18 protein-coding genes are annotated in these 21,764 nt (G+C 61.2%); 13 read left to right on the top strand and 5 right to left on the bottom strand.

Features of this window, described 5'->3' with window-relative positions; translation table 11 throughout:
• Positions 1 to 108 precede the first annotated feature (108 nt).
• Positions 109 to 783, top strand: coding sequence for a hypothetical protein (locus tag GMET_RS00410; protein WP_004514781.1), 675 nt, complete (start codon positions 109 to 111; stop codon positions 781 to 783).
• A gap of 223 nt (positions 784 to 1,006) precedes the next feature.
• Here GMET_RS00410 and GMET_RS00405 read toward each other — a convergent pair whose 3' ends face one another.
• Positions 1,007 to 2,260 carry an ISL3-like element ISGme6 family transposase gene (locus tag GMET_RS00405; protein ID WP_004514804.1) on the bottom strand — a complete coding sequence of 418 codons (1,254 nt, stop codon included), beginning with the start codon at positions 2,258 to 2,260 and terminating at the stop codon, positions 1,007 to 1,009.
• Between the two features lie 581 nt (positions 2,261 to 2,841).
• On the opposite strand from GMET_RS00405, the gene GMET_RS00395 reads away from it, so the two are divergent.
• From GMET_RS00395 to GMET_RS00350, 11 genes are all read left to right on the top strand, one after another.
• The gene (locus GMET_RS00395) at positions 2,842 to 3,732 is read left to right on the top strand and encodes an adenylate/guanylate cyclase domain-containing protein (protein WP_004514203.1); all 891 of its coding nucleotides are present in this window, start codon (positions 2,842 to 2,844) and stop codon (positions 3,730 to 3,732) included.
• A 134-nt stretch (positions 3,733 to 3,866) separates the two neighbouring features.
• Entirely contained in the window at positions 3,867 to 5,375 is a 1,509-nt protein-coding gene (locus GMET_RS00390) for a phospholipase D-like domain-containing protein (RefSeq protein WP_004514202.1), read from the top strand.
• Positions 5,376 to 5,459: 84 nt separating this feature from the next.
• Entirely contained in the window at positions 5,460 to 7,514 is a 2,055-nt protein-coding gene (locus GMET_RS00385) for a hybrid sensor histidine kinase/response regulator (RefSeq protein WP_238378958.1), read from the top strand.
• Positions 7,515 to 7,673: 159 nt separating this feature from the next.
• Entirely contained in the window at positions 7,674 to 7,961 is a 288-nt protein-coding gene (gene gatC, locus GMET_RS00380; protein ID WP_004514200.1) for an Asp-tRNA(Asn)/Glu-tRNA(Gln) amidotransferase subunit GatC, read from the top strand.
• Positions 7,958 to 8,110: a hypothetical protein gene (locus GMET_RS18685; RefSeq protein ID WP_187148459.1), complete on the top strand. Its 153-nt coding sequence runs from the start codon at positions 7,958 to 7,960 to the stop codon at positions 8,108 to 8,110. Before gatC ends, GMET_RS18685 begins: the two co-directional genes overlap by 4 nt.
• A 22-nt stretch (positions 8,111 to 8,132) precedes the next feature.
• Complete coding sequence (gatA, locus tag GMET_RS00375) at positions 8,133 to 9,590, top strand: Asp-tRNA(Asn)/Glu-tRNA(Gln) amidotransferase subunit GatA (RefSeq protein ID WP_004514199.1); 1,458 nt, start codon at positions 8,133 to 8,135, stop codon at positions 9,588 to 9,590.
• Positions 9,563 to 10,000 carry a BRO family protein gene (locus GMET_RS00370; protein ID WP_238378957.1) on the top strand — a complete coding sequence of 146 codons (438 nt, stop codon included), beginning with the start codon at positions 9,563 to 9,565 and terminating at the stop codon, positions 9,998 to 10,000. The genes gatA and GMET_RS00370 overlap by 28 nt, the downstream gene beginning before the upstream one ends.
• Positions 10,001 to 10,061: 61 nt before the next feature.
• Positions 10,062 to 11,501 carry an Asp-tRNA(Asn)/Glu-tRNA(Gln) amidotransferase subunit GatB gene (gene gatB / locus GMET_RS00365; RefSeq protein WP_004514197.1) on the top strand — a complete coding sequence of 480 codons (1,440 nt, stop codon included), beginning with the start codon at positions 10,062 to 10,064 and terminating at the stop codon, positions 11,499 to 11,501.
• 59 nt (positions 11,502 to 11,560) lie between these two features.
• Positions 11,561 to 12,601 (top strand): S-methyl-5-thioribose-1-phosphate isomerase, encoded by a 1,041-nt coding sequence (mtnA, locus tag GMET_RS00360; RefSeq protein ID WP_004514196.1) that lies wholly within the window; start codon positions 11,561 to 11,563, stop codon positions 12,599 to 12,601.
• Positions 12,598 to 15,789 carry a bifunctional [glutamate--ammonia ligase]-adenylyl-L-tyrosine phosphorylase/[glutamate--ammonia-ligase] adenylyltransferase gene (glnE, locus tag GMET_RS00355; RefSeq protein ID WP_004514195.1) on the top strand — a complete coding sequence of 1,064 codons (3,192 nt, stop codon included), beginning with the start codon at positions 12,598 to 12,600 and terminating at the stop codon, positions 15,787 to 15,789. The genes mtnA and glnE overlap by 4 nt, the downstream gene beginning before the upstream one ends.
• A complete protein-coding gene (locus tag GMET_RS00350; RefSeq protein WP_004514194.1) occupies positions 15,789 to 16,460 on the top strand; it encodes an endonuclease III domain-containing protein in 672 nt (223 codons plus the stop codon). Before glnE ends, GMET_RS00350 begins: the two co-directional genes overlap by 1 nt.
• A gap of 32 nt (positions 16,461 to 16,492) precedes the next feature.
• On the opposite strand, the gene GMET_RS00345 is transcribed toward GMET_RS00350, so the two are convergent.
• From GMET_RS00345 to rsmB, 4 genes are read right to left on the bottom strand one after another with little or no spacing between them, the layout of a single operon-like run.
• A complete protein-coding gene (locus tag GMET_RS00345) occupies positions 16,493 to 17,437 on the bottom strand; it encodes a diguanylate cyclase (protein WP_004514193.1) in 945 nt (314 codons plus the stop codon).
• Between the two features lie 54 nt (positions 17,438 to 17,491).
• Positions 17,492 to 18,076 (bottom strand): NUDIX hydrolase, encoded by a 585-nt coding sequence (locus GMET_RS00340; protein ID WP_004514192.1) that lies wholly within the window; start codon positions 18,074 to 18,076, stop codon positions 17,492 to 17,494.
• Between the two features lie 37 nt (positions 18,077 to 18,113).
• Positions 18,114 to 18,779: a ribulose-phosphate 3-epimerase gene (rpe, locus tag GMET_RS00335; protein ID WP_004514191.1), complete on the bottom strand. Its 666-nt coding sequence runs from the start codon at positions 18,777 to 18,779 to the stop codon at positions 18,114 to 18,116.
• 15 nt (positions 18,780 to 18,794) lie between these two features.
• Positions 18,795 to 20,135, bottom strand: coding sequence for a 16S rRNA (cytosine(967)-C(5))-methyltransferase RsmB (gene rsmB / locus GMET_RS00330; protein WP_004514190.1), 1,341 nt, complete (start codon positions 20,133 to 20,135; stop codon positions 18,795 to 18,797).
• 166 nt (positions 20,136 to 20,301) lie between these two features.
• Here rsmB and cls point away from each other — a divergent pair, with 166 nt between their 5' ends.
• Positions 20,302 to 21,735, top strand: coding sequence for a cardiolipin synthase (cls, locus tag GMET_RS00325; protein WP_004514189.1), 1,434 nt, complete (start codon positions 20,302 to 20,304; stop codon positions 21,733 to 21,735).
• Positions 21,736 to 21,764 lie beyond the last annotated feature (29 nt).

Raw genomic sequence — 21,764 nt, 5'->3', positions numbered from 1 at the left:
CGGGAAATCCTGTTACGGGAGAAATGTTCTGTTTGGGGGGATGAGCGGTTCATGCGCGCGTGCGCGTGAACCGCTCAATAATTATGTTGAACAGAGGAGAATATACTAATGACACAAGAGTCTGACATGGCGCAGGAAGTTATGGCCGCTGTTTTAGTTTTCGACATATGCTCATCTACAGATATTCTTGAAGATCTTCATCGCACCGACAATTTGCAAAAATGGCGTAATTTGTTGATAGGTGTAAAGAAATTCATCGTAGAACAAGGAGATAACTTTCCTTTCCGACTCTATAACTTCACTGGCGATGGCTGGATTCTTCTATTTGATCACAATATTGACGGAGAAAAGCTTCTTCCATTCATTCGAAAATTGTGCACCACGTTTAAACATCTCTATGAGCAGAAAATCCACCCGGTTTTAGAAACTCCACCAGAAATTATAGGTCTAACAATCGGAATGGATCGCGGACGGTTAATCAAGATAAGGTTGAACCATCGTGACGAATATGTGGGACGGCCACTGAACGTTGCATGTAGGTTGCAAAGCGCAATAAAAGATCGCGACAAGAATCCTGCTAATAAGATGCTGATGACCAAAAATCTTTACAATTCTATCAAACAAGATACTATACAGTGGCGTTTTACCGAGGTAGAGAGAACCCTTCGTAATATTGCAGGTAGTAGGAGAGTCAGTTGCATGAAACTCATGAGTATAGAACCACAAAATGTAACAAAACGAATACTGCATCCTCCATTGCTACAGCGTAAGAATCGAGGTTAATAGTACATTTTGCAAGCCATTGAGTGATAAGCACAAGGGGTGTTAAAGGGTAATGATAATGAGCAAAGAGAATGATGGAAAAATATTGGCATTCCTATACGCCTCGATCACAGATATTCAATCTGCTATTAGGGTTAATGACACCAAAGCAGCTGTTGTGATGGGCATATTGATCTTGGCACTTACTAATTCAGGAAAGATATATCTCAATTTTTCGGGCTCTTTAGCAGAATCTGTGGTGACACAGGGGTTCTGGCAAGTCGCCAAGTGTGTGATATAGCGCCACTTGCAGGCACTTGATGGTTCGGAAACCGTACGCTTTTCTGATAGTCAGTTTTGCTTTGAGGTTCAGACCCTCTACCGCGCCGCTGGAAAGTCGGCCTTTTGCCTTGAACCAGTTGAGAATCATCGGTTTGTGGTTGCGTAACATCCTGGCAACCTTCTTCATCGGTTCCAGGTCAGTTTGCATTGTCCTGATGACCCAGTCGTCGAGGAACTTGCCAGCAAAGTCAGACCGCTGGTAGTCCCAGAACTGCTGAAAGTCCTCGCGCAGCAGATATGCCTTGATTGATGAGAGGTTGAGCTTGAGCAAATCTCCCAATCGTGACGTCTGCTTCTCGGACAGATTTTCCGGCCGTTTCAGCAGCAACCAACGGCCCTTTTCCAGGACGTTCTCCTGCTTGGCGGCCTTGAACTCCTTGGCTTCGGTGCGCCGAACCTCGTCAATCGCTTCGTTAAACTTCCGCATGATGTGGAAGCGGTCGAGGATGTTCACGGCATTGGGTGCCCGCTTGGCGATAACCTTGAGATACGGTGCCCACATGTCGCTGCAGACATACTTGAGCTTGGCGCTGCGTTCTTTGCCGAATTCCCGAAAGAAGCGCAGTAGCGTTCTTATCCGACGTTGCGGACCACACCAGAGAAGACGCCTGACGCCGGCATTGAGCTGATAGACCATCGTAAGATACTGATGGCCCTTGAAGACGGCAATTTCATCAACACCGATTTCCGTAACGCCATCAAGGTTTCTGTTTGCCAGGCCGTAATCGACAGCATACTGCACCGCCCGAAAGATGCTGTCCCAACTGGTCTTAAAGATTTCGGCAACTTCCTTCCAGGAGAGTCGCCGAGCCCACCGGGCAAGATAGACCTGGTACGAGATCGTCATTTGCTCTTTGCCATACCCCCAGGGGAGGGATTCAACCTTTACCCCATGGATTGGGCACAGAACCCGACGGGGAGCGTAGCGAAAGAAGACCTTGAACGCCCAGATCGGCACATACTCGAACAGTCGGGCCGGTTGCGTGTCGTATGTCTTGCCTCGCTTGCCACATTCCGGGCATTCGGGCTTGCTGTTGCGACGAGCCTTGATGTCAATGACCAGTGCTTCTGAGCCGCCGACTTTCGCCAGTCGGCAATCTCCGTAAATGAAGGACTTGAAACGCTCGAACTTGTTCAGTACAGTCTTGATAAGCATTGCTTCTCCCGTGTCGGACTTGATCGTTTCTCGCAAAAACAATCTTATCCTTCACGGAGGGGCAATGCCCTTATTTTTTCAGCCAACTACCCACAGATTCTGCGGACGAGGCATTTTTCGAAACTACATCAGACTGTATATTGTGGGCCTGGCCAGTGGCAACTTTGGGCGCTAATTATGTTGTTCCTTTGTACATGGTTTGCTGCCTTCGTTGCTGCAATGCGGTCCGTAATGGCAATTCACAATCCAAAATCCCACGTTACTTTCACGGACTGCCCCATCGGGACTTTCTACAATGATGGGTTGTACGATCTTGGATTACGTGATGCATTTATCAATAGGGATATTTCCTCGAAGGTACGCTTGGAGGACTATGTCAAAAAACTTCCAGACACCATTGATGCCATCAAACAAGAATTGGTGTTTGAGCAAATGAAGCTGGCATACATTAGAGACATGAAAGAAGTTAGATTGAAATGGGCATATATTCTTGTAATGGCATGGCTCGTCTGTGGTTTTTGGGGTCGGATGTTGTTTCTGTATTACTGTAGTAAATAACCAGCAACCCAGGGTATCTGACAATGGCTAAGACAATCGATGAGATTATAAATAAACATTATAACGAGGCTGCCGGCGGAATTGTAGACAAAGTTCCATCTGCCTTGAAACGCGGTGAGGGGACCGAGCGTGAGTTCTACATGCTCAAAATTGACCTCGTTGATTCGACGTTATTCACCTGGACGCGGACTCATAAGACATATCTCAAGCTAGCTCATACTTTTCTTTCCTCGGTTGATGAAATATCCCGCGAATTTGGCGCTGACGATGATCAGGTCGAATATGTCGGAGATAGCATCATTGCCTATTTCAGAGCAGACAAAGTGAACGCACTCTCTGTTCTTTATGCCGCATATTACTGCCGAATAGCAGCTCTACAGATGAAATCTCTCGATGCAACCTTCAGTAAATATCATTTTTTGACTAAAACAATTCTGCACCATGGGAAATTGATATTGGCCAAAATAGGGCCACGAGGAGATACGTTTGTGACAGCCATAGGCCCGGCGTTACATAGGGCGTGCAAAATGGAATCAAGGGTTTCCCCTGGACAGAGCAGAGTATCGAAGGAATTCAGAGAAAAGCTGCTGGGAAGAGAGAAACTGCTGTTAAAACCAAATTACAAAGAGACCCAAGTACCCAAGGTACCCGAGTTTCAACCGGCAACGCACAATTTATCAAACCTACTTTATCCTTCTTCGAGTCCGGCGACTTTACTTGGTATGAGCCCATCAGATTTGGCGCAGACCACAGAAAATTTGCTGGCTGGAGCAATTGCCCCTCGACGTGGGCTTATGGAATTCGCCCGTACCACTCCATCAGCGCAGACTAAATTCGAAGTCAAACGAGAATTGATTGATTTCTCTGTCAAATGGGATGATGTAGCGAGATACATCGCATTGCAGCGCAGGTAGAAGAAACTATGACATTCTCTGTCTGGGGACAGGTTATTCGACAGAGAAATAAACTGTCCCCAAAACTGCCGAAACTGCTGCGGGACTGCCCTTTTTGCGCGCTCTTCCCGACAATTGAAACGAGGCTCTTTGTAATGATCCGACCTCTGCTCCTTATCACCCTGTCACTCCTTCTCATACTCACCGCCGTTCCCGGCGCACGCCTGTCAGCCGCCGAAACCACCCCGGTAACGCTTCCCCTGGCCCGGAGCATCCAGCCCCTGCTGTCTGCCCACCCCGGCAAGACCGGCCTCTATGTCTTGGAAAAGGGGGAAGAGTCGCTCCTGGCCCGGGCGTGGCTCGCGGACCACGCCACGAAGAGCATCGACGTCCAGTATTTCATCTGGAGCAGCGACAACATCGGCATCCTGGCCTCGGAGGCGTTGCTGCGGGCGGCGGAGCGGGGGATACGGGTGCGGGTGCTGGTGGATGACCTCCTCATCGACGCGCCGCCGGAATCGCTCCTGGCCCTGGCCCGTCACCCCAACATCGACATCCGGATCTACAACCCGAAGATGACGGTGGGAACCTCGAAGGTGAAGCGGTTCGCCAACGTTGTGACCGGCTTCCGTTCCGTGAACCAGCGGATGCACGACAAGACCGCCCTCTTCGACGGCATGGTGGGGATCACCGGCGGCCGCAACATGGCCGACGAGTACTACGATTTCGACCAGGAGTACACCTTCCGGGACCGGGACATGCTGATGCTCGGCCCGACTGTGGCCGAGGCGGAGGCGAGCTTCGCCCGTTTCTGGGAGAGCCCCCTGGCTGTGCCGGTGGAGAAGCTGCTGAAAAAGCCCATGAAGAAGATGACGCCGGAGCGGACCGGCCAGGTCTATGCCGGCCTCCACGCCTATGCCGGGAAGCCGGAAAACTTCGCCCCGGAGGTCCGCCAGGCGCTCCAGAACCTCCCCCGCAGGTTCGACGGGCTGCTGCGGGAGATGGTCTGGGACGAGGCCCGCTTCATCTCGGACCTGCCGGGAAAGAACAGCGGCCGGGAGGGACTGGGGGGCGGCGGCCGGAGCACGGCGGCCCTGGTGGACGCGGTGAGCCGGGCCAAGCGGCGGGTCACCATCCAGTCCCCCTACCTGGTCATGCCCGAGGGGGGCGTGGAGCTGTTCCGGAAGCTGATCCGGCGCGGGGTGGAGGTGCGGATCGTCACCAACTCCCTGGCCGCCACCGACAACCTCCAGGCCTTCAGCGGCTACCGGAAGCAGCGCAACCGGCTCCTGAAGGCGGGGATCACCATCCGGGAATTCCGCCCGGACCCGGCCGTGCGGCAGGAGCTGATCGACCGCTACCCGAAGCTGAAGGAGAAGCCCCCCACCTTCGCCCTCCATGCAAAGACCATGGTGATCGACGGCGTGACTCTGTTCGTCGGCACCTTCAACCTGGACCCCCGTTCCGCCAACCTGAACACCGAGGTGGGGGTGATGGTCCGCAACCCCGCCCTGGCCCGCCAGGTGGAGGAGCGGATCGAGCGGGACATGCGCCCGGAGAACAGCTGGAATCCGGCCACGGACAACCCGGACCGCCGCGCCTCGGCGGCCAAGCGGAACAGGCTGCGCCTCTGGAAGTCGCTGCCGCTGACCCCCATCCTCTGAAGATTCCGGGAATGTGACGTGATGTGAAGTGAGAAAATTCTCAAGGATGCCGTTTTTTTGCCGAAAAGAGAGTAATGATGCGCGGTGCCGGAACCCGGCACGACTCCCACCTTTGATGCCTTCCATCGTTCGGCAGAAGGACTGCTGCGGGCCATGAATCTCGAAACCTGGCGGATACGCAACTGGCGACTCTTCACGAAAATATTCCTCATGTCGACGGTGGCGGTGTTCGTCATCATAGCGGGGCTGCTGGGGTTCTTCCTGCCGCTTCTGGAATCGAAGCTGATCCACGAGCGGACGGATAACGCGAGCCATATCGTGGACGCGGCACGCTCCATAGCCGCCCACTACCATTCCCTCCAACTCCGGGGGGAGCTCTCCGAGCCAGAGGCCCGCAGACTGGCCGTGAATACCCTTCGTGCATTGCGCTACAATGTCAACGGCTACGTCTGGGTCCATGACCTGGAGAACAGGATGGTGATGCACCCCCTGCAACCCGAATTGGAGGGGCACTATCTCACCCGCTTGGCCGACGCCCGGGGGAAGCCCCTCTTCCTGACCATGAACAACCTTGTGCGCCGGGAGGGGAAGGGAGAAGTCGACTACCTCTGGCCCCGCCCGGGCGAACAAGAGCCGAGCCGCAAAGTGTCCTATGTTTCCCTCTTTGAGCCGTGGCAGTGGGTTCTGGGGAGCGGCGTATACCTGGACGACGTGCAGGACGAAATTTCCATGCTGGAGGCGCGAGTCATAACGGGGGCACTGGTGACGCTGCTTCTCTCCGTGGTCTTTTCCGCCTATGCCGCCTACCGCATCAACCGCCCCCTCCGGCAGGCGCTCTTCTGTGCGGCCGCCGCCATGGGGCACGACACGTCGGTGGTGGAGGACAAAAGCCATGACGAGACACACCAGGTGCTCCATACCATCGAGCGGATGGTCAACGACCTGAAGCGTTCCCGAGACGAAGCGGAGTCCGCCAGCAGGATGAAGGGGGAGTTCCTGGCCAACATGAGCCACGAGATCCGGACCCCCATGAACGCCATCATCGGCATGACCGAACTGACCCTGGAAACGCCCCTTTCACCCTCCCAGCGCGAAAACCTGGAGATCATCGGTTCATCGGCCGAGAGCCTGCTGGGGCTGCTGAACGATATCCTGGATTTCTCGAGGATCGAGGCCGGGCGCCTCTTGCTGGAGAAGGTCCCCTTCGACCTCCGGAACACCGTGGAGGGAGCCCTGGACGTGGTAGCCCCCCAGGCCCACGGCAAGGGGCTGGAGCTGATCCTCGACGTGGCACGGGACCTCCCGGAGGCATTCATCGGCGATCCAACCCGCCTGCGGCAGGTGCTGATCAACCTCCTCAGCAATGCCGTCAAGTTCACCGCCAAGGGAGAAGTGGGCCTGAAGGTGGAGCGCGCCCCCTCTTCCGGCACGGACGACGGCGTGATGCTGCTCTTCACGGTTTCGGACACCGGCATCGGCATCCCCGCCGACAAGCTCTCCCTCATATTCGAGTCGTTCACCCAGGCCGACGGCTCCACCACCAGGAAATACGGGGGGTCGGGGCTGGGGCTCGCCATTTGCCGCGCCCTGGTGTCGATGATGGGAGGGGATATCTCCGTAAAGAGCGCCGTCGGAGTTGGGAGCACCTTCCGGTTCACGGCCCGGTTGGGGACCTGCGCTCTCCAGAACCGGGAAATCAGGCAGGCAGGGATACCCCGGTTTGGCCGGGAGGTGAAGATCCTTCTCGCCGAGGATAATCCCATGAATCTCAAGGTTTCCCGGCTCCTCCTGGAGATGATGGGGTGCCAGGTTGTTGCGGTGGAGAACGGCGGCGATGTCGTGAGCGCCATGAAGGGGGAGCGATTCGACGTGGTGCTGATGGATATCCAGATGCCGGTGCTGGACGGCCTGGAGGCGACCCGCGTGATACGGAGCGGCTCAGAGAGGGGCATCGACCAGACCACGCCAGTCATCGCCATGACCGCCCACGCCCTCAAGGGGTACGAGAAAGTCTGCCACGAGGCGGGGATGAACGATTTCATCTCCAAGCCGGTCCGGGCAGGGGAGCTGTACAACGTCATCCTCCGCAATCTCCCCCCGGCCCCCGGCGGTGGCGGGGTCACCCCTTCCGCGCTCTGAATTTCCCGACCAGCCCACAGCCACAAGAGAGAAGCGAACGCATCCCGGCCGTTTGAACGATGAGCCGCGGCATTCATGGCCGCGTCGCCTTGTCATTTTCCCCTGTTCGTGCTACAAAATACCGTTCATTTCACCAGGTTCACCCCACGGAGATCCCCCATGAAGATAACCAAAGCCGAAGTCGACGCCGTTGCCCTCCTGGCACGCCTTGAGCTGACCCCGGAGGAGACGGAGACCTTCACCGGCCAGATGGACGCCATCCTCGCCTACGTGGAAAAGCTGAACGAGCTGGACACGAGCGGCATCATCCCCACTTCCCACGCGGTGCCGGTGGAAAACGCCTTCCGGGACGACGCGGTCCGCCCCTCCATCGGCGTGGAGAACGCCCTGGCCAACGCCCCGGACCGGGTGGAAGGATTCTTCCGGGTGCCGAAGGTGATCGAGTGAATCCCTGCTCCCACCGACTGCTCCTTGGGCTCCTTGTCCTTGCTGCTGCGCTTCCCCTGGCCGGCTGCTTCACGTCGAGCTTCCACGGGTCGGTGGAGACGAGCGCCACCATAACGAACAACTCCCTGGGGAGGGAGACGGAAAAGTAAAATCGCACGCATCGGAGACCCCATGGAACTCTTTGATCTGACCATACACGAACTGCACGACCGGCTGAAGCGGAAGGAGCTCTCCTCCGTGGAGGCGACGAGAGCGATGCTCGCCCGCATCGAGGCGGTGGACCCGAAGGTGAACGCCTACATCACGGTCACCCCCGAGGAGGCCCTGGCCGCGGCAGAAGCGGCTGACCGGCGCATTGCCGCCGGCGACATGGCCCCGCTGACCGGCATCCCCGTCGCCCTCAAAGACATCTTCGTCACCAAGGGGATCCGCACCACCTGCGCCTCGAAGATCCTCGACAACTTTGTCCCCCCCTACGACGGGACAGCGGTGGCGAAGCTGAAGGAGGCCGGCGCGGTCATCGTGGGGAAACTAAACCAGGACGAGTTCGCCATGGGCTCCTCCGGCGAGTCGAGCGCCTTCGGCCCCACCAGAAACCCCTGGAACCTGGAGTGCATCCCCGGCGGCTCCTCCAGCGGATCGGCGGCGGCCATCGCAGCCCGCACCGCCACGGCGACGCTCGGCACCGACACCGGCGGCTCCATCCGCCAGCCCGCCTCCCACTGCGGCTGCGTGGGGCTTCGCCCCACCTACGGCCGGGTCTCCCGCTACGGGGTCATCGCCTACGCCTCCTCCCTGGACCAGGTGGGGCCCGTGACCCGGGACGTGACCGACTGCGCCCTCATGCTCCAGGCCGTGGCCGGCCATGACCCCATGGATTCCACCAGCGTCGAGGTGCCGGTCCCCGACTACGCAAAGGGGCTCACCGGCGACGTGAAGGGGCTGAAGCTGGGGCTTCCCAAGGAGTACTACATCGAGGGGCTCGACCCGGACGTGAAGAAGGCCCTGGACGAGGCCATCGAGACCTACCGGGGCCTCGGCGCCGAGTTTGTGGATATCTCCCTCCCCCACACCGACTACGCCGTGGCCACCTATTACCTGATCGCCACCGCCGAGGCCAGCTCCAACCTGGCCCGCTACGAGGGGGTCCGCTTCGGTCACCGGACGGAAGGGGCCGCAAACCTTATCGACATGTTCCGCAAGACCCGCTCCGAAGGGTTCGGAGACGAGGTGAAGCGGCGGATCATGATCGGCACCTATGCCCTCTCCTCCGGCTACTACGACGCCTACTACCTGAAGGCCCAGAAAGTCCGCACCCTCATCATGCAGGACTTCCTCAAGGCCTTCGAGGCCGTGGACGCCATCCTCACCCCCGTGGCCCCGACCCCGGCCTTCAAAATCGGCGAGAAGACGAGCGATCCGCTCCGGATGTACCTGTCGGACATCTTCACCATCCCCGTGAACCTGGCCGGCACCTGCGCCGTCTCCGTCCCCGCCGGGATGAGCGGCGCCGGACTCCCCATCGGCCTCCAGCTCATCGGCCGCCCCTTCGGGGAGGAAACCATACTGCGCGCCGCCCACGCCTTCGAGCAGGCCACGGCGTGGCATACGCAAAAGGCCGGGATATAGGGGCGATCACAAAAGGCGGGAATGGTGAGGGCTCTGAAATGAGCAAACGATTATCGAAAGACATTGCCGGTAAACACGTCTCTCCCTTCGAGCAGATCAAACGCACCAATGACGCGGGCAGTGAATTCTGGTCAAGCCGCGATTTTGCCCAGATTCTGGATTATGCTGACTATCGCAACTTCGAGCAGGTAGTCACCAAGGCACGTACCGCCTGCTTCAACAGCGGCCAGCGGATAGATGACCATTTCGTTGACGTCACCGAAATGGTCGATCTCGGCAGTGGCGCGAAACGCCAGGTAAAATCGGTATTTCTATCCCGCTACGCCTGTTATTTGATCGTTCAAAATGCCGACCCCAGCAAAGAAATCGTCGCCCTTGGCCAGACCTATTGCCGGTTGCCGACAGCATAAAGAAGTTGGAGAAAAAACAGAAAAAGCTACTATCCGAACTCCCTGAACCAGGAGAAACCGAATGAACTACCAAGCCGTCATCGGCCTTGAAGTCCACGTCCAGCTGAAAACCGACACCAAGATCTTCTGCGGCTGCTCCACCCAGTTCGGTGCCAGCCCCAACTCCCAGACCTGCCCGGTCTGCCTCGGGATGCCCGGCGCCCTGCCGGTCCTGAACCGGAAGGTGGTGGAGTTCGCCATCAAGGCCGGTCTCGCCACCAACTGCCGGATCGCGCCGCGCAGCGTCTTCGCCCGGAAGAACTACTTCTACCCGGACCTCCCCAAGGGGTACCAGATCAGCCAGTTCGAACTCCCCATCTGCCAGAACGGCCACCTGGACATCGAGGTGGAGGGTGAGACTAAGCGGATCGGCATCACCCGCATCCACATGGAGGAGGACGCCGGCAAGCTGGTCCACAGCGACATCCCCGGCCTGGGAAGCGGCTCCGGGGTGGACCTGAACCGGGCCTGCACGCCGCTCCTGGAAATCGTGTCGGAGCCGGACATCCGCAGCGCCGACGAAGCGGTGGCCTACCTGAAGAAGCTCCATCAGATCGTGGTCTACCTCGGCATCTGCGACGGGAACATGGAGGAGGGGAGCTTCCGCTGCGACGCCAACGTGTCGGTGATGCCGGTGGGCTCCACGACTTTCGGGACCCGCACCGAGACCAAGAACGTCAACTCCTTCCGCTTCGTGAAACAGGCCATCGAGTACGAGATCGAGCGGCAGATCGAGCTCATCGAGGAGGGGGGGAAGGTGGTCCAGGAGACCCGCCTCTTCAACCCGGACAGCGGCGAAACCCGCTCCATGCGCGGCAAGGAGGAGGCCCACGACTACCGCTACTTCCCCGATCCCGATCTCGTGCCGCTCGTCATCTCCAACGACTGGGTGGCCGACGTGGCCCTGTCGCTCCCCGAACTCCCCGAGGCCCGGCGCAATCGCTACCGCTCCGACTTGGGGCTTTCCGACTACGACGCCGAGGTCCTGACCGCGACGCGGGAAATGGCCGAGTACTTCGAAGCGTGCCTCGCCGCCGGCGCCCCGGCCAAGGGGGCCGCCAACTGGGTGATGGGTGAGGTGACTCGCTCCCTCAACGAGGCGGGCACGGGAATCGCCGACTGCCCGGTGACGCCGGAGCGCCTCACGGCCCTGCTCCAGCTCATCGAGAAGGGGACCATCTCGGGCAAAATCGCCAAGACCGTCTTCGACGAGATGTGGACGAACGACAAGGCCCCCGAGGCCATCGTGGAGGAGAAGGGGCTCGTCCAGGTCTCCGACACCGGCGCCATCGAGAAGATCATCGACGAGATCATGGCCGCCAACATGGGGCAGGTGGAGGAGTTCCGCGGCGGCAAGGAGAAGGTCTTCGGCTTCTTCGTGGGGCAGGTGATGCGGGCCTCCAAGGGGAAGGCGAACCCGGCGGTGGTGAACGAGCTGTTACTGAAGAAGCTCAAGGGGTGAGATTCAACTTGCTGTTCTCTGTGTCTCCGTGTCTCTGTGGCAGATTGTGAGGGTTATTTATGTCCTTTAGAACTATCGAATGGCGCGACGACAAGGTAATAATGATCGACCAGACCCGGCTTCCGGGCGAAGAGGTCTACTGCGAGTACGGCGACTACAAGAGTGTGGCCGAGGCGATCCGGGGGATGATCATCCGGGGGGCGCCGGCCATCGGGGTGGCGGCGGCCATGGGTGTGGCCCTGGGGGCCAGGGAGATCATCGCGGATACCCACGAGTCGTTCCTGCGGCAGCTGGATAACGTCTGCGACGTCCTGGCCCGCACCCGCCCCACGGCCGTGAACCTCTTCTGGGCCATCGAGCGTATGAAACGGGTGGCCGCCGATAACTGCGGCGGTTCCCTGGACGAGGTGCGCGAAGTCCTCAAGGCCGAGGCGATCCGCATCGAGGAGGAGGATCTGGCGCTCTGCAAGGCCATCGGCCGCCACGGCGCCGGCCTGATCCCCGAGGGGGCCACGGTACTCACCCACTGCAACGCCGGCGGCCTTGCCACGGCCGGCTACGGTACGGCCCTGGGGGTCATCCGGGCGGCCCACGAGGCGGGGAAGAACATCCAGGTCTTCGCCGACGAGACCCGCCCCTGGCTCCAGGGGGCGCGGCTCACGGCGTGGGAGCTCATGAAGGACGGCATCCCCGTGACCCTCATTTCCGACAACATGGCCGGCTTCTTCATGAAGCGGGGCGAGATCACCTGCTGCGTGGTGGGAGCCGACCGGATCGCGGCCAACGGCGACACGGCCAACAAGATCGGCACCTACAGCGTGGCGGTTCTGGCCAAGGAAAACAACATCCCCTTCTACGTGGCGGCCCCCACCTCCACCCTCGACCTGTCGCTCGAAAACGGCGACCAGATCCCCATCGAGGAGCGCCACGCCCGGGAGGTGACCCACCTCCAGGGGCTTCCCGTGGCGCCGGAGGGGATCGCGGTCCGCAATCCCGCCTTCGACGTGACGCCGGCCCGCTACATCGCCGGCATCATCACCGAGAAGGGGGTGATTACCGGCGATTACACGGCGAAGCTCAAGGCCCTCGTGAAACCATGACCCCTACCGATTCCCTGGCCCGCCGCCTGGAGGAGGCCATCGGCACCTCCCCCGACATCGACAACGACCAGCTCCTCATGGCGCTCCTGGAGGAGCTGGGGTTCACCTACGCGGCCCGGTCGGCCACGAACCTCCGCCTCCTTCAGCATGTCTTCCCCGACAGCCTCGTCCGCGGCATCGCCGCCGCCTCCCTGGCCGCGCCCCAGGCGGACATGGCCCTGAACGGGCTGGAGCGGGTGAGCGGCGTGGCGGACCGGGACGAGCTCCTCGACGTCTGCTCCCGGCGGGACGGGCTCTCCCAGCTCCTCACCATCTGCGGCTCCTCCCCCTTCCTGGTCAACATCCTCTGCCGCGACCCCTCCTACTTCCACTATCTCTTTATCCGCAAAGCACTGGCAATCCGCCGGAGCGAGACGGAGATGCTGGCGGAGCTCCGCGCCCAGGTGCCGAAGGATACCGACTACGCCGCCCTCTTCCCGCTCCTGCGCCGTTTCAAGTTCATGGAGATCCTCCGGATCGCGGCCCGGGACCTGACCGGCGTCGCCCCCCTGGAGGAGGTAACGGGGGAGCTGTCGTCCCTGGCCGCGGCCGCCCTCCAGGTGGCCCACGACGTGGCCCGGAAAAAGCTCGTGGCCGAGCACGGCCTCCCCCTCATGGAGACCCCCGACGGCCTCCGGGAGGCGGAGTTCACCATCCTGGGTATGGGGAAGTTCGGCGGCCGGGAACTGAACTTCTCCTCGGACATCGATCTCATCTACTTCTACTCCTCGGACCAGGGGGAGACGGCAGGCATTCCCGACGGCCGGGGAGGGGCAACGGGCACGACCACCCTCCACGCCTTCTTCGTGAAGCTGGGGGAGATGGTCAGCAAGGCGCTCTCCCAGGTGACGGCCGACGGCTTCGTCTTCCGGGTCGACATGGGGCTTCGCCCCGAGGGGAAGAGCGGCGACATGGCCTGCTCGTTCCACTCGGCGGTCACCTACTATGAGTACTGGGGCCAGTCATGGGAGCGGGCCGCCATGCTCAAGGCCCGCCCCGTGGCCGGCTCCATCGAACTGGGAAAACGAATCCTGGCCGCCATCGAGCCCTTCATCTACCGCAAGTACCTCGATTACAACCTGATCGAGGACATGATGGCCATGAAGAAAAAGATCGACGCCTCCCTGGCCCGGCAGCAGGAGGGGGAGCTGAACATCAAGCTGGGGCGCGGCGGCATCAGGGAGATCGAGTTTTTCATCCAGGCGCTCCAGCTCGTCTACGCCGGCAAAAACCCGGCCCTGCGGGAACGGAACTCCCTCAAAGCCCTGGAGACCCTGAAGGACGGCCGCATCATCGCCGAGGAGGATGCTGCGGCCCTGGCCGAGGCCTACCGGTTCCTCCGCACCGTGGAGCACCGGATCCAGGTGGTCCAGGAGCGCCAAACCCACTCCCTTCCCAAGAAGGACGACGAGATGCTGGCCCTGGCCCGGCGCTGCGGCTACCTGCGGCAGGACGGCCTGACTAAGTTCAGAGAGGTCCTGGAGGGGCATCGGGAGCGGGTCTCGTCCATCTACGGCGGACTCTTCCTCTCCCGGGATGAGAAGCTGAAGGAGGAAGTGCGGCCGGAGACGTATTACTTCTTCGACCGGGGCGCCGACCCAGACTTCATCAAGGACATGCTGGCGGAGCGGCGCTTCGAGAACGTGGATGCCGCCTACGAGAACCTGCTGCTGTTGCGGGACGGCCCTCCCCGGGCCCATCTCACCGAGCGGTCCCGGCGGCTTCTGGAGCAGATATCACCGCTCCTCCTCCAGGAGATCTTTGCCTCCCCCGATCCGGACATGGCCCTCACCAACCTGGAGCGGTTCCTCTGCGCCGTGGGCTCCCGCTCCTCCTTCTACGCCCTCCTGGCCGAGAACCGGGAGATACTGAAGCTCCTGGTCTCCTTCTTCGCCACCTCGGAGCTCCTGTCCAAGATCTTCATCGGCCACCCGGAACTGCTGGACAGCCTCGTCTCCCGTTCCTACGCCTCCTTCATCAAGGATCGGGAGGCCATGGAAGGAGAACTGGAAGGGATGCTCGCCGCGGCAGTGGACTACGAGGAGCGCCTCGACATCCTGCGGCGGTACCGCAACGAAGAATTCCTCCGGATTGGACTTACCGACATCTACGGCAAGCTGGGGCAGTCGGAACTCACCTACCAGCTGACGGGGCTCGCCGAGGTCTGCCTCTCCGCCGCCTGCCGCATGGGCAAAAAAGAGCTGGCCCGCTTTGGCAGGCCCATGTACCGGGACGCCGACGGCGATCTGCGCCAGGCCCACTTCGCCGTGGTGGCCATGGGGAAAATGGGGGGGAACGAGCTCAACTACCACTCGGACCTGGACATCATCTACATCTACGATGAGCAGGGAGAAACCGACGGCGAGAAGCAGATAACGAACCGGGAGTATTTCGCCAAACTGGGGCAGAAGATCATCTCCATCCTCACCACCCCCACCCGCGAGGGGTATGTCTACAAAATCGACACCCGGCTCCGCCCCTCGGGGAACGCCGGCCCCCTCGTCACCTCCCTGGAGTCGTTCCGGACCTACCACCGGGAGGAGGCCCAGGTCTGGGAACGCCAGGCCCTCACCAAGGCGCGGGTGGTCTTTGGCGACGAGCGCCTGCGGCGCCAGATCGAGGAGGTCATGCGGGGAACGGTCTACGGCTCCGGCGCCGACGAGACGGTACGCGGAGAGATCCACCGGCTGCGGACCCGCATGGAGGTGGAGCTGGCCAAGGAGAAAGAGGGGAGCTACAACATCAAGACCGGCCGGGGGGGAATCGTGGACATCGAGTTCATGGTCCAGTACCTCCAGCTTTGCCACGGGGTGAATCTCCCCGAGGTCCGGAGCACCAACACGCTCCTGGCCCTGAAGGCGATGCGGCTCTGCGGGGTGCTGACCGAGGAGGAATTCGCGACGCTCCAAGCGGGATACAAGTTCCTTCGCCGGCTGGAGAACCGGCTCCGCCTCATCCACGACTACTCCATCAACGACCTGGGGGGTCCCCGGGAGTACCTGGACAAGCTGGCCCGCCGCCTCGGCTACGACCCGAAGCTGCGGCACCCGGGAGATCTTCTCATGCGGGAGTACGAGGAGACCACCGAGGCGGTGCGGCGGATCTACGAGCGGATTATGGGGGGAGACTCCCCCGGCGGGACGGCCTGATGCTCGACGCGGTCCTGCAGGAGATCTTCGACATCCTCCATGCCGCCTACGGACCCCGCCACTGGTGGCCCGCCGACACCCCCTTCGAGGTCTGCGTCGGCGCAATCCTGACCCAGAACACCAACTGGGGAAACGTGGAAAAAGCCATCTCAAACCTGAAGCGTGAGAGCCTCCTCTCCCCCGAAGCCCTCCGCGACGTGCCGGCCGCCTCCCTGGCGGAGGCCATCCGGCCGGCCGGGTACTTCAATGTGAAGAGCCTCCGGCTCAAGGATTTCGCGGGGTATCTCTGGGAACGGCACGGGGGAAGCCTGGAGCGGATGTTCGCAGGGGATTGGCACGCGTTGCGGGAGGAACTGCTGGGGGTGCGGGGGATCGGCCCGGAGACCGCTGATTCGATCCTTCTCTACGCGGGGGGGAAACCGACCTTCGTGGTGGATGCCTACACGAAGCGTCTCTTCGCGGCCCTGGGGATTCTGAACGGGTCGGCCGGCTACGATGAGGTGCGAGATCTCTTCATGGCCAACCTGCCGCCCGACGTCCGGCTCTTCAACGAGTACCACGCCCTCATCGTGGAGCACGGCAAGCGCCACTGCCGCAAGCGCCCCCTCTGCCCCGGCTGTGGCCTCCACCTCTTCTGTCGAAGCCACGTTACGGAACGGCCGGCATCATAATTCCGTCAGTCAGAAACGAGCACCTGAGCGCCTTAAGGCACCCCTTTTTCAATGCTTGCCCCTGCCATGAGCTCAACGCGGTTGCGTCCCCCCTGTTTGGCACGGTAGAGTGCCTCGTCGGCCTGCCTGAAGAGCGAGTCGATGCTCTCCACCCGGGACGACGGGTACGTGGCCACGCCAAGACTGATGGTTATCACCAGCCCCCCGAGGCTTCCCTCGAAGACATGTTCCTGAACCTCCAGCCGCAACCGCTCAGCTATGGAGAGGGCCTCTTGGACGGGAGTTTCCGGCAGCAGCAGCACGAACTCTTCCCCGCCGTAGCGGGCCGCGAGGTCGTAGCTCCGAAGCCGCCTTCGGACGATGTCGGCCAGGATGGTGAGGACCCGGTCCCCCTCCTGGTGCCCGTAGGTATCGTTGATTTTCTTGAAGTAGTCGATGTCGAGGATGACGAGGGAGAGGGGCGCCCCCTTGCGGGAGGAGCGCTGGAACTCCTTATCCACCATCTCCATGAGGTGGCGGCGGTTGTGGAGGTGGGTCAGGGGATCGGTGATGGAGAGGGTACGCAGCATCTCGTTGGAGCGCTTCAACTCGTCCTGAAGTCCCTTCATCTTGAGTTGGACCCGCACCCGGGCCACCAGTTCCCCGGTGTCGAACGGTTTGGTCACGAAGTCGGAAGCCCCCTGCTCAAGGCCACGAATCTTCGTGTCCCGGTCCTCACGCCCCGTCAGGATGATGACCGGCAGGTCCTGAAACTCCTCCCGGGCCCGCATCATGGTAAGAAAACGGAAGCCGTCCATCCGCGGCATTTCCAGGTCGCAGAGGACCAGGTCCACCCGGTTGTTGAGGAGAACCTTGAACCCGTCAAGCCCGTCACCGGCCTCCAGGTAGGTGTCGAAAAGGGATACTCCCCGGAGTGACCGGAGGATCTCCTCCCGCAGGGTGTCCGAGTCGTCGATAACCAAGACTGTCTTCTTCATTTCAGCCCTATGCTCCCGTAGCACCTGGCTACGCGATTTCTCCTGCTCCACACGTTACCGCTGGAACGTCAGATCCAGGAACTGCTTGAGGATGGCAGCGGTCAGCCCCCAGATCTCGTCCCCTTCGTACGTGAAAAAACAGACCGGATGGGTACGTCCCTTCCAGTTCCAATCCTCGACCCGAAAGATTTCCGGCCTGAGGAGATGCGTCAGCGGCACCGTGATGATCCGCTCGATTTCGTCCGGGTTCACTTCCAGCGGGTAGCGGGGAGGGAAGATCCCCACCACCGGCGTCACCAGGTAGTTGTGGATGGAGAAATAATCATCCAGTTCCCCCAGCACGTCCACATCCCCCGGTCTGATGCCAACTTCTTCCCAGGTCTCCCGCAGGGCCGTCTCGCGGGGGCCCCCGTCGTCGGGGTGGCGTACCCCGCCGGGGAAGGAAATCTCTCCCCGGTGATGGTTCAGGTGCTCCGCCCTCTTGGTAAAGAGGATATGGTACTCACCCCCCTCCAGGAAGAGGGGAACGAGGATGGCGGCCGGAACCGGCCCCGGCGCCATGGGTACCCGCTTCCGGTTTGCCAGGGCGGTCCTGATCCGCTCCGGGAGTTCACTCTGCTTGACAACCAACTCTGTCATTTCTAAACGCTTGTCGAATAACGTGCACGACACGTAGTTACAGTATCGGCTCTTTTGCCCGGCGCTTTAGTTCTTTTATTGTTTCCTTGTAATCTTTGCTTCCGAAAACGGCGCTTCCGGCCACGAAGACATTGGCTCCCGCATGGGCGATCCGGTCGATGTTGTCGATCTTCACGCCGCCGTCCACTTCCAGTTCGGCATTGCATCCCCGCCGGTCGAGCATGGCCCGCAGGGCCTGGATCTTCGGCAGGCAGGCCTCGATGAATGACTGTCCCCCAAAGCCGGGGTTGACGGTCATGAGGAGGACCAGGTCCAGTTCGTCAAGGACATACTCCAGGACCGACAGGGGGGTGGCCGGGTTAAGGGATACCCCTGCCTTTTTTCCCAGGGACTTGATGAGCTGGATGGTCCGGTGGAGGTGAACCGATGCCTCGGCATGAACGACGATGATGTCGGAGCCGGCCTTGGCGAAATCGGGAATGTAGCGGTCGGGGTTTTCGATCATGAGGTGCACGTCGAGGGGAAGTTCGGTCACCTTCCGGACCGCCTCCACCACCGGGGGACCGATGGTGATGTTGGGCACGAAGTGCCCGTCCATGACGTCCACGTGGATATAGTCGGCCCCGGCGGCTGCCACGGCCCTGACCTCGTCGCCGAGCCGGGAAAAATCGGCGGACAGAATTGATGGCGCTATCTTCTTCATTGCATCCTCCACGTGCTAGAGCTTTCTGATCCGGGCGGCGAAAAAACCGTCCATGCCGTGCCGGTGGGGCCAGCTCCGGAAATGCCCCCGACCGGTAAATTGTCCGGGAAAATCGGGGGAAATGGCATTCAAATCTTCTAACACAAAATCTTCGTGCCGGGAAAGGAAATCATCCACGACGTCTTCGTCCTCGGCCACCATGGTCGAGCAGGTGGAGTAGAGGAGGACCCCGCCGGGCCGGAGCCTCGGGGCGACGGCAGCGAGGATGTTCCGCTGGGTGGCGGCGAGACGGGCCAGATCGTCGGGGGTCTTCCACCACTTCCCCTCGGGATTGCGGCGGATGACGCCGAATCCCGAACAGGGGGCATCGAGGAGGATCCGGTCGAAGGGGGGCTCACCGGCACCGGGCTTCGTTGCGTCGCCGGCCATGGTGCGGATGATGCCGATGCCGAGCCGGGCCGCAGCCTCGGCCACGAGCCGGAGCTTCTTGGCCGAGATGTCGCAGGCCAGGACCTCTCCCCGGTTTTCCATGAGCTGGGCCAGGTACGTGGCCTTGCCCCCGGGGGCGGCACAGACGTCGAGAATCCGCTCGCCGGGTTGGGGATCGAGAAAAAACGCCGCCAGCTGCGACGACTCGTCCTGCACCGTAAAGAGCCCCTCGGCAAAGCCGGGAAGGGTGGTGACTGCCGTACGGGAGAGGATGCGAACCCCGTGGGGCGCCCAGACGGTGGGCTCAGCCGTGATCCCGGCGGCGGCAAGCTCCTCCATGAAGGCCTCTCGGGTGGTCTTCAGCGTATTGACCCGGATGGTAAGGGGGGCCTGCTCGGCCATGGCGACCGCAAGCTCCTCCGCTTCCGGGATGCCGAGCTGCTCGATCCACTGCTCCACGAGCCAGCGGGGATGGGAGTGACGCACCGCGATGTAGGCAGCGGGGTCAGCCCCGCGATCGGGCCAGGGGAGGGAGTCCCGCTCCCGGTCGGCCCGGCGCAGCACCGCGTTCACGAACCCCGCGGCCCGGGGCGCCACGGCCTTGGCCAGGTTCACCGATTCGTTCACGGCGGCCGAAGTGGGGATCCGGTCCAGGAAGAAGAGCTGATAGAGCCCGAGCCGAAGGATGACCAGGATCGCCCGCTCCAGCTTGCCGCTGCGGCTGGCGGCAAAGGCGTCCACCAGAAAGTCGAGGGTTCCCTGGCGGCGGAGCACCCCGTAGACCAGCTCAGTCAGAAGCCCCCGGTCGGGCCCCGTAAGGGTCCCCAGGGAAAGCTCCCGGTCCAGGAGCTGCTCGGCAAAGGCGCGGTCCCGTTCGACCCGCAGAAGGATGTCGAGCGCCGTTCGGCGCGGATTGCTTCTCGTCACGGATAATTCCTTTATCGTTGTATTGGTTCTGAGTATAGTAATTCCCGCCCGAAACCTCAAGAAACGGCTTCGGCCTGCTGCTTGACTTGACCGGACGGTGAGCTAACCTTGACGTGTGCCGGCCGACCCGCCGCGGTTTTTGTGCATCTTGTTATGGAGAGGTGATGTGATCGACGAACTGGCCTTAGCACTGGGAACAGCGGCCCTCATTGCCCTCTCGCTCTTTTCGGCAGGGCACGCCTTGATCATGAAGCGCGATCCCCGTTCCTCCCTGGGGTGGATCGTCACCTGCCTCACCATCCCCCTGCTCGGCCCCTTTTTTTACTGGGGGATGGGGGTCAACCGGATCTTCCGCCGCGCCCGTACATGGCTCGAAAGTGGCCGTCGCCTGGCCGACCCCGAGTTCTTCAAATCGACCCTCGAACAGAACACCGCCACGGCCCTCCCCCCCGGCGCCGAGTACCTGAGCGAGCTCCGCCGTCTGGCCGACCGGGTGGTGAGCACTCCCCTCGTGACGGGAAATCGGTTCACCCCCCTGGTAAACGGCGAAGGTGCCTATCCTGCCATGCTCGAAGCCATCGCCGGCGCCCGCCGGTCGATCCACCTCTCCACCTACATCTTCGACTCGGACGCCGCGGGTCGCCGCTTCATCGATGCCCTGGCCGACGCCGCGAGGCGGGGGGTCGACGTGCGGGTCATCATCGACGGCCTCGGCGAAAAGTATTCCTTCCCCCGTGCCCGAACGCTCATGGAGAGGACCGGCATCCGGGTCGCCCGCTTCCTGCCGTTGAGGCAGGGGTTTTACATGAATCTGCGCAACCACAGGAAAATGCTGATTATAGACGGGGAACGGGCGTTCACGGGAGGGATGAACATCGGTGACCGCCACATGGTGGAGCGGCCGCTCCCGACGGTGGTGAAGGATCTGCACTTTGCCGTCGCAGGGCCGGTGGTGGGCGAGCTTCAACAGATCTTCCTGGAAGACTGGTACTTCGTTTCCGGAGAGCTCCTGGACAACCGGCACCACTTCCCCCCCCTCCCCGCGGCGGGGCACGCCATATCCCGGGCCATCGGCGACGGCCCCGACAAGGAGTTCCGCAAGCTCTTCCTGATCCTCATGGGGGCACTCTCCTGCGCCACCCGGCAGGTGCAGATCATGACCCCCTATTTCATTCCCGACCGGGCACTGGTGGCAGCCCTTGTCACCACTGCCCTGCGTGGCGTGGAAGTGACTCTCGTCCTCCCCGAGAAGAACAACCTTCCCTTTGTCCACTGGGCCTCCCGGGCCTACCTCTGGGAGCTCCTCCAGCAGGGGATCCGGGTCTTCTACCAACCTCCCCCCTTCGTCCACACCAAGCTCTTCATTGTGGACGGCCTCTGGAGCCTCATCGGCTCCGCCAATCTCGATCCCCGCAGCCTCCGCCTCAACTTCGAGCTGAACCTGGAGGTCTATGACCGGGAATTCGCCGGAACCCTGACCAAGCATGTAGCCGGCGTGCTGGCCCGGTCCCGCGAGGTAACCCTCGAGCAAATGGACAACCGCCCCCTGCCGGAAAAGCTGCGGGACGGGGTGGCCAAGCTCTTCTCCCCCTATCTGTAGCCCTCCACAGAAATCCATGAAAAAGCCCG

Source organism: Geobacter metallireducens GS-15, from assembly GCF_000012925.1.
Classification (GTDB): Bacteria; Desulfobacterota; Desulfuromonadia; order Geobacterales; family Geobacteraceae; genus Geobacter; species Geobacter metallireducens.
The sequence above is the reverse complement of the archived record's forward strand: the minus strand, read 5'-3'. Positions and strand labels throughout refer to the sequence as shown.

What these genes read in the sequence shown, in the direction of transcription:
- GMET_RS00410 (WP_004514781.1), top strand. Translation starts at nt 109, where the DNA reads ATGACACAAGAGTCTGACATGGCGCAGGAAGTTATGGCCGCTGTTTTA.
- GMET_RS00405 (WP_004514804.1), bottom strand. Translation starts at nt 2,260, where the DNA reads ATGCTTATCAAGACTGTACTGAACAAGTTCGAGCGTTTCAAGTCCTTC.
- GMET_RS00395 (WP_004514203.1), top strand. Translation starts at nt 2,842, where the DNA reads ATGGCTAAGACAATCGATGAGATTATAAATAAACATTATAACGAGGCT.
- GMET_RS00390 (WP_004514202.1), top strand. Translation starts at nt 3,867, where the DNA reads ATGATCCGACCTCTGCTCCTTATCACCCTGTCACTCCTTCTCATACTC.
- gatC (WP_004514200.1), top strand. Translation starts at nt 7,674, where the DNA reads ATGAAGATAACCAAAGCCGAAGTCGACGCCGTTGCCCTCCTGGCACGC.
- gatA (WP_004514199.1), top strand. Translation starts at nt 8,133, where the DNA reads ATGGAACTCTTTGATCTGACCATACACGAACTGCACGACCGGCTGAAG.
- gatB (WP_004514197.1), top strand. Translation starts at nt 10,062, where the DNA reads ATGAACTACCAAGCCGTCATCGGCCTTGAAGTCCACGTCCAGCTGAAA.
- mtnA (WP_004514196.1), top strand. Translation starts at nt 11,561, where the DNA reads ATGTCCTTTAGAACTATCGAATGGCGCGACGACAAGGTAATAATGATC.
- glnE (WP_004514195.1), top strand. Translation starts at nt 12,598, where the DNA reads ATGACCCCTACCGATTCCCTGGCCCGCCGCCTGGAGGAGGCCATCGGC.
- GMET_RS00350 (WP_004514194.1), top strand. Translation starts at nt 15,789, where the DNA reads ATGCTCGACGCGGTCCTGCAGGAGATCTTCGACATCCTCCATGCCGCC.
- GMET_RS00345 (WP_004514193.1), bottom strand. Translation starts at nt 17,437, where the DNA reads ATGAAGAAGACAGTCTTGGTTATCGACGACTCGGACACCCTGCGGGAG.
- GMET_RS00340 (WP_004514192.1), bottom strand. Translation starts at nt 18,076, where the DNA reads ATGACAGAGTTGGTTGTCAAGCAGAGTGAACTCCCGGAGCGGATCAGG.
- rpe (WP_004514191.1), bottom strand. Translation starts at nt 18,779, where the DNA reads ATGAAGAAGATAGCGCCATCAATTCTGTCCGCCGATTTTTCCCGGCTC.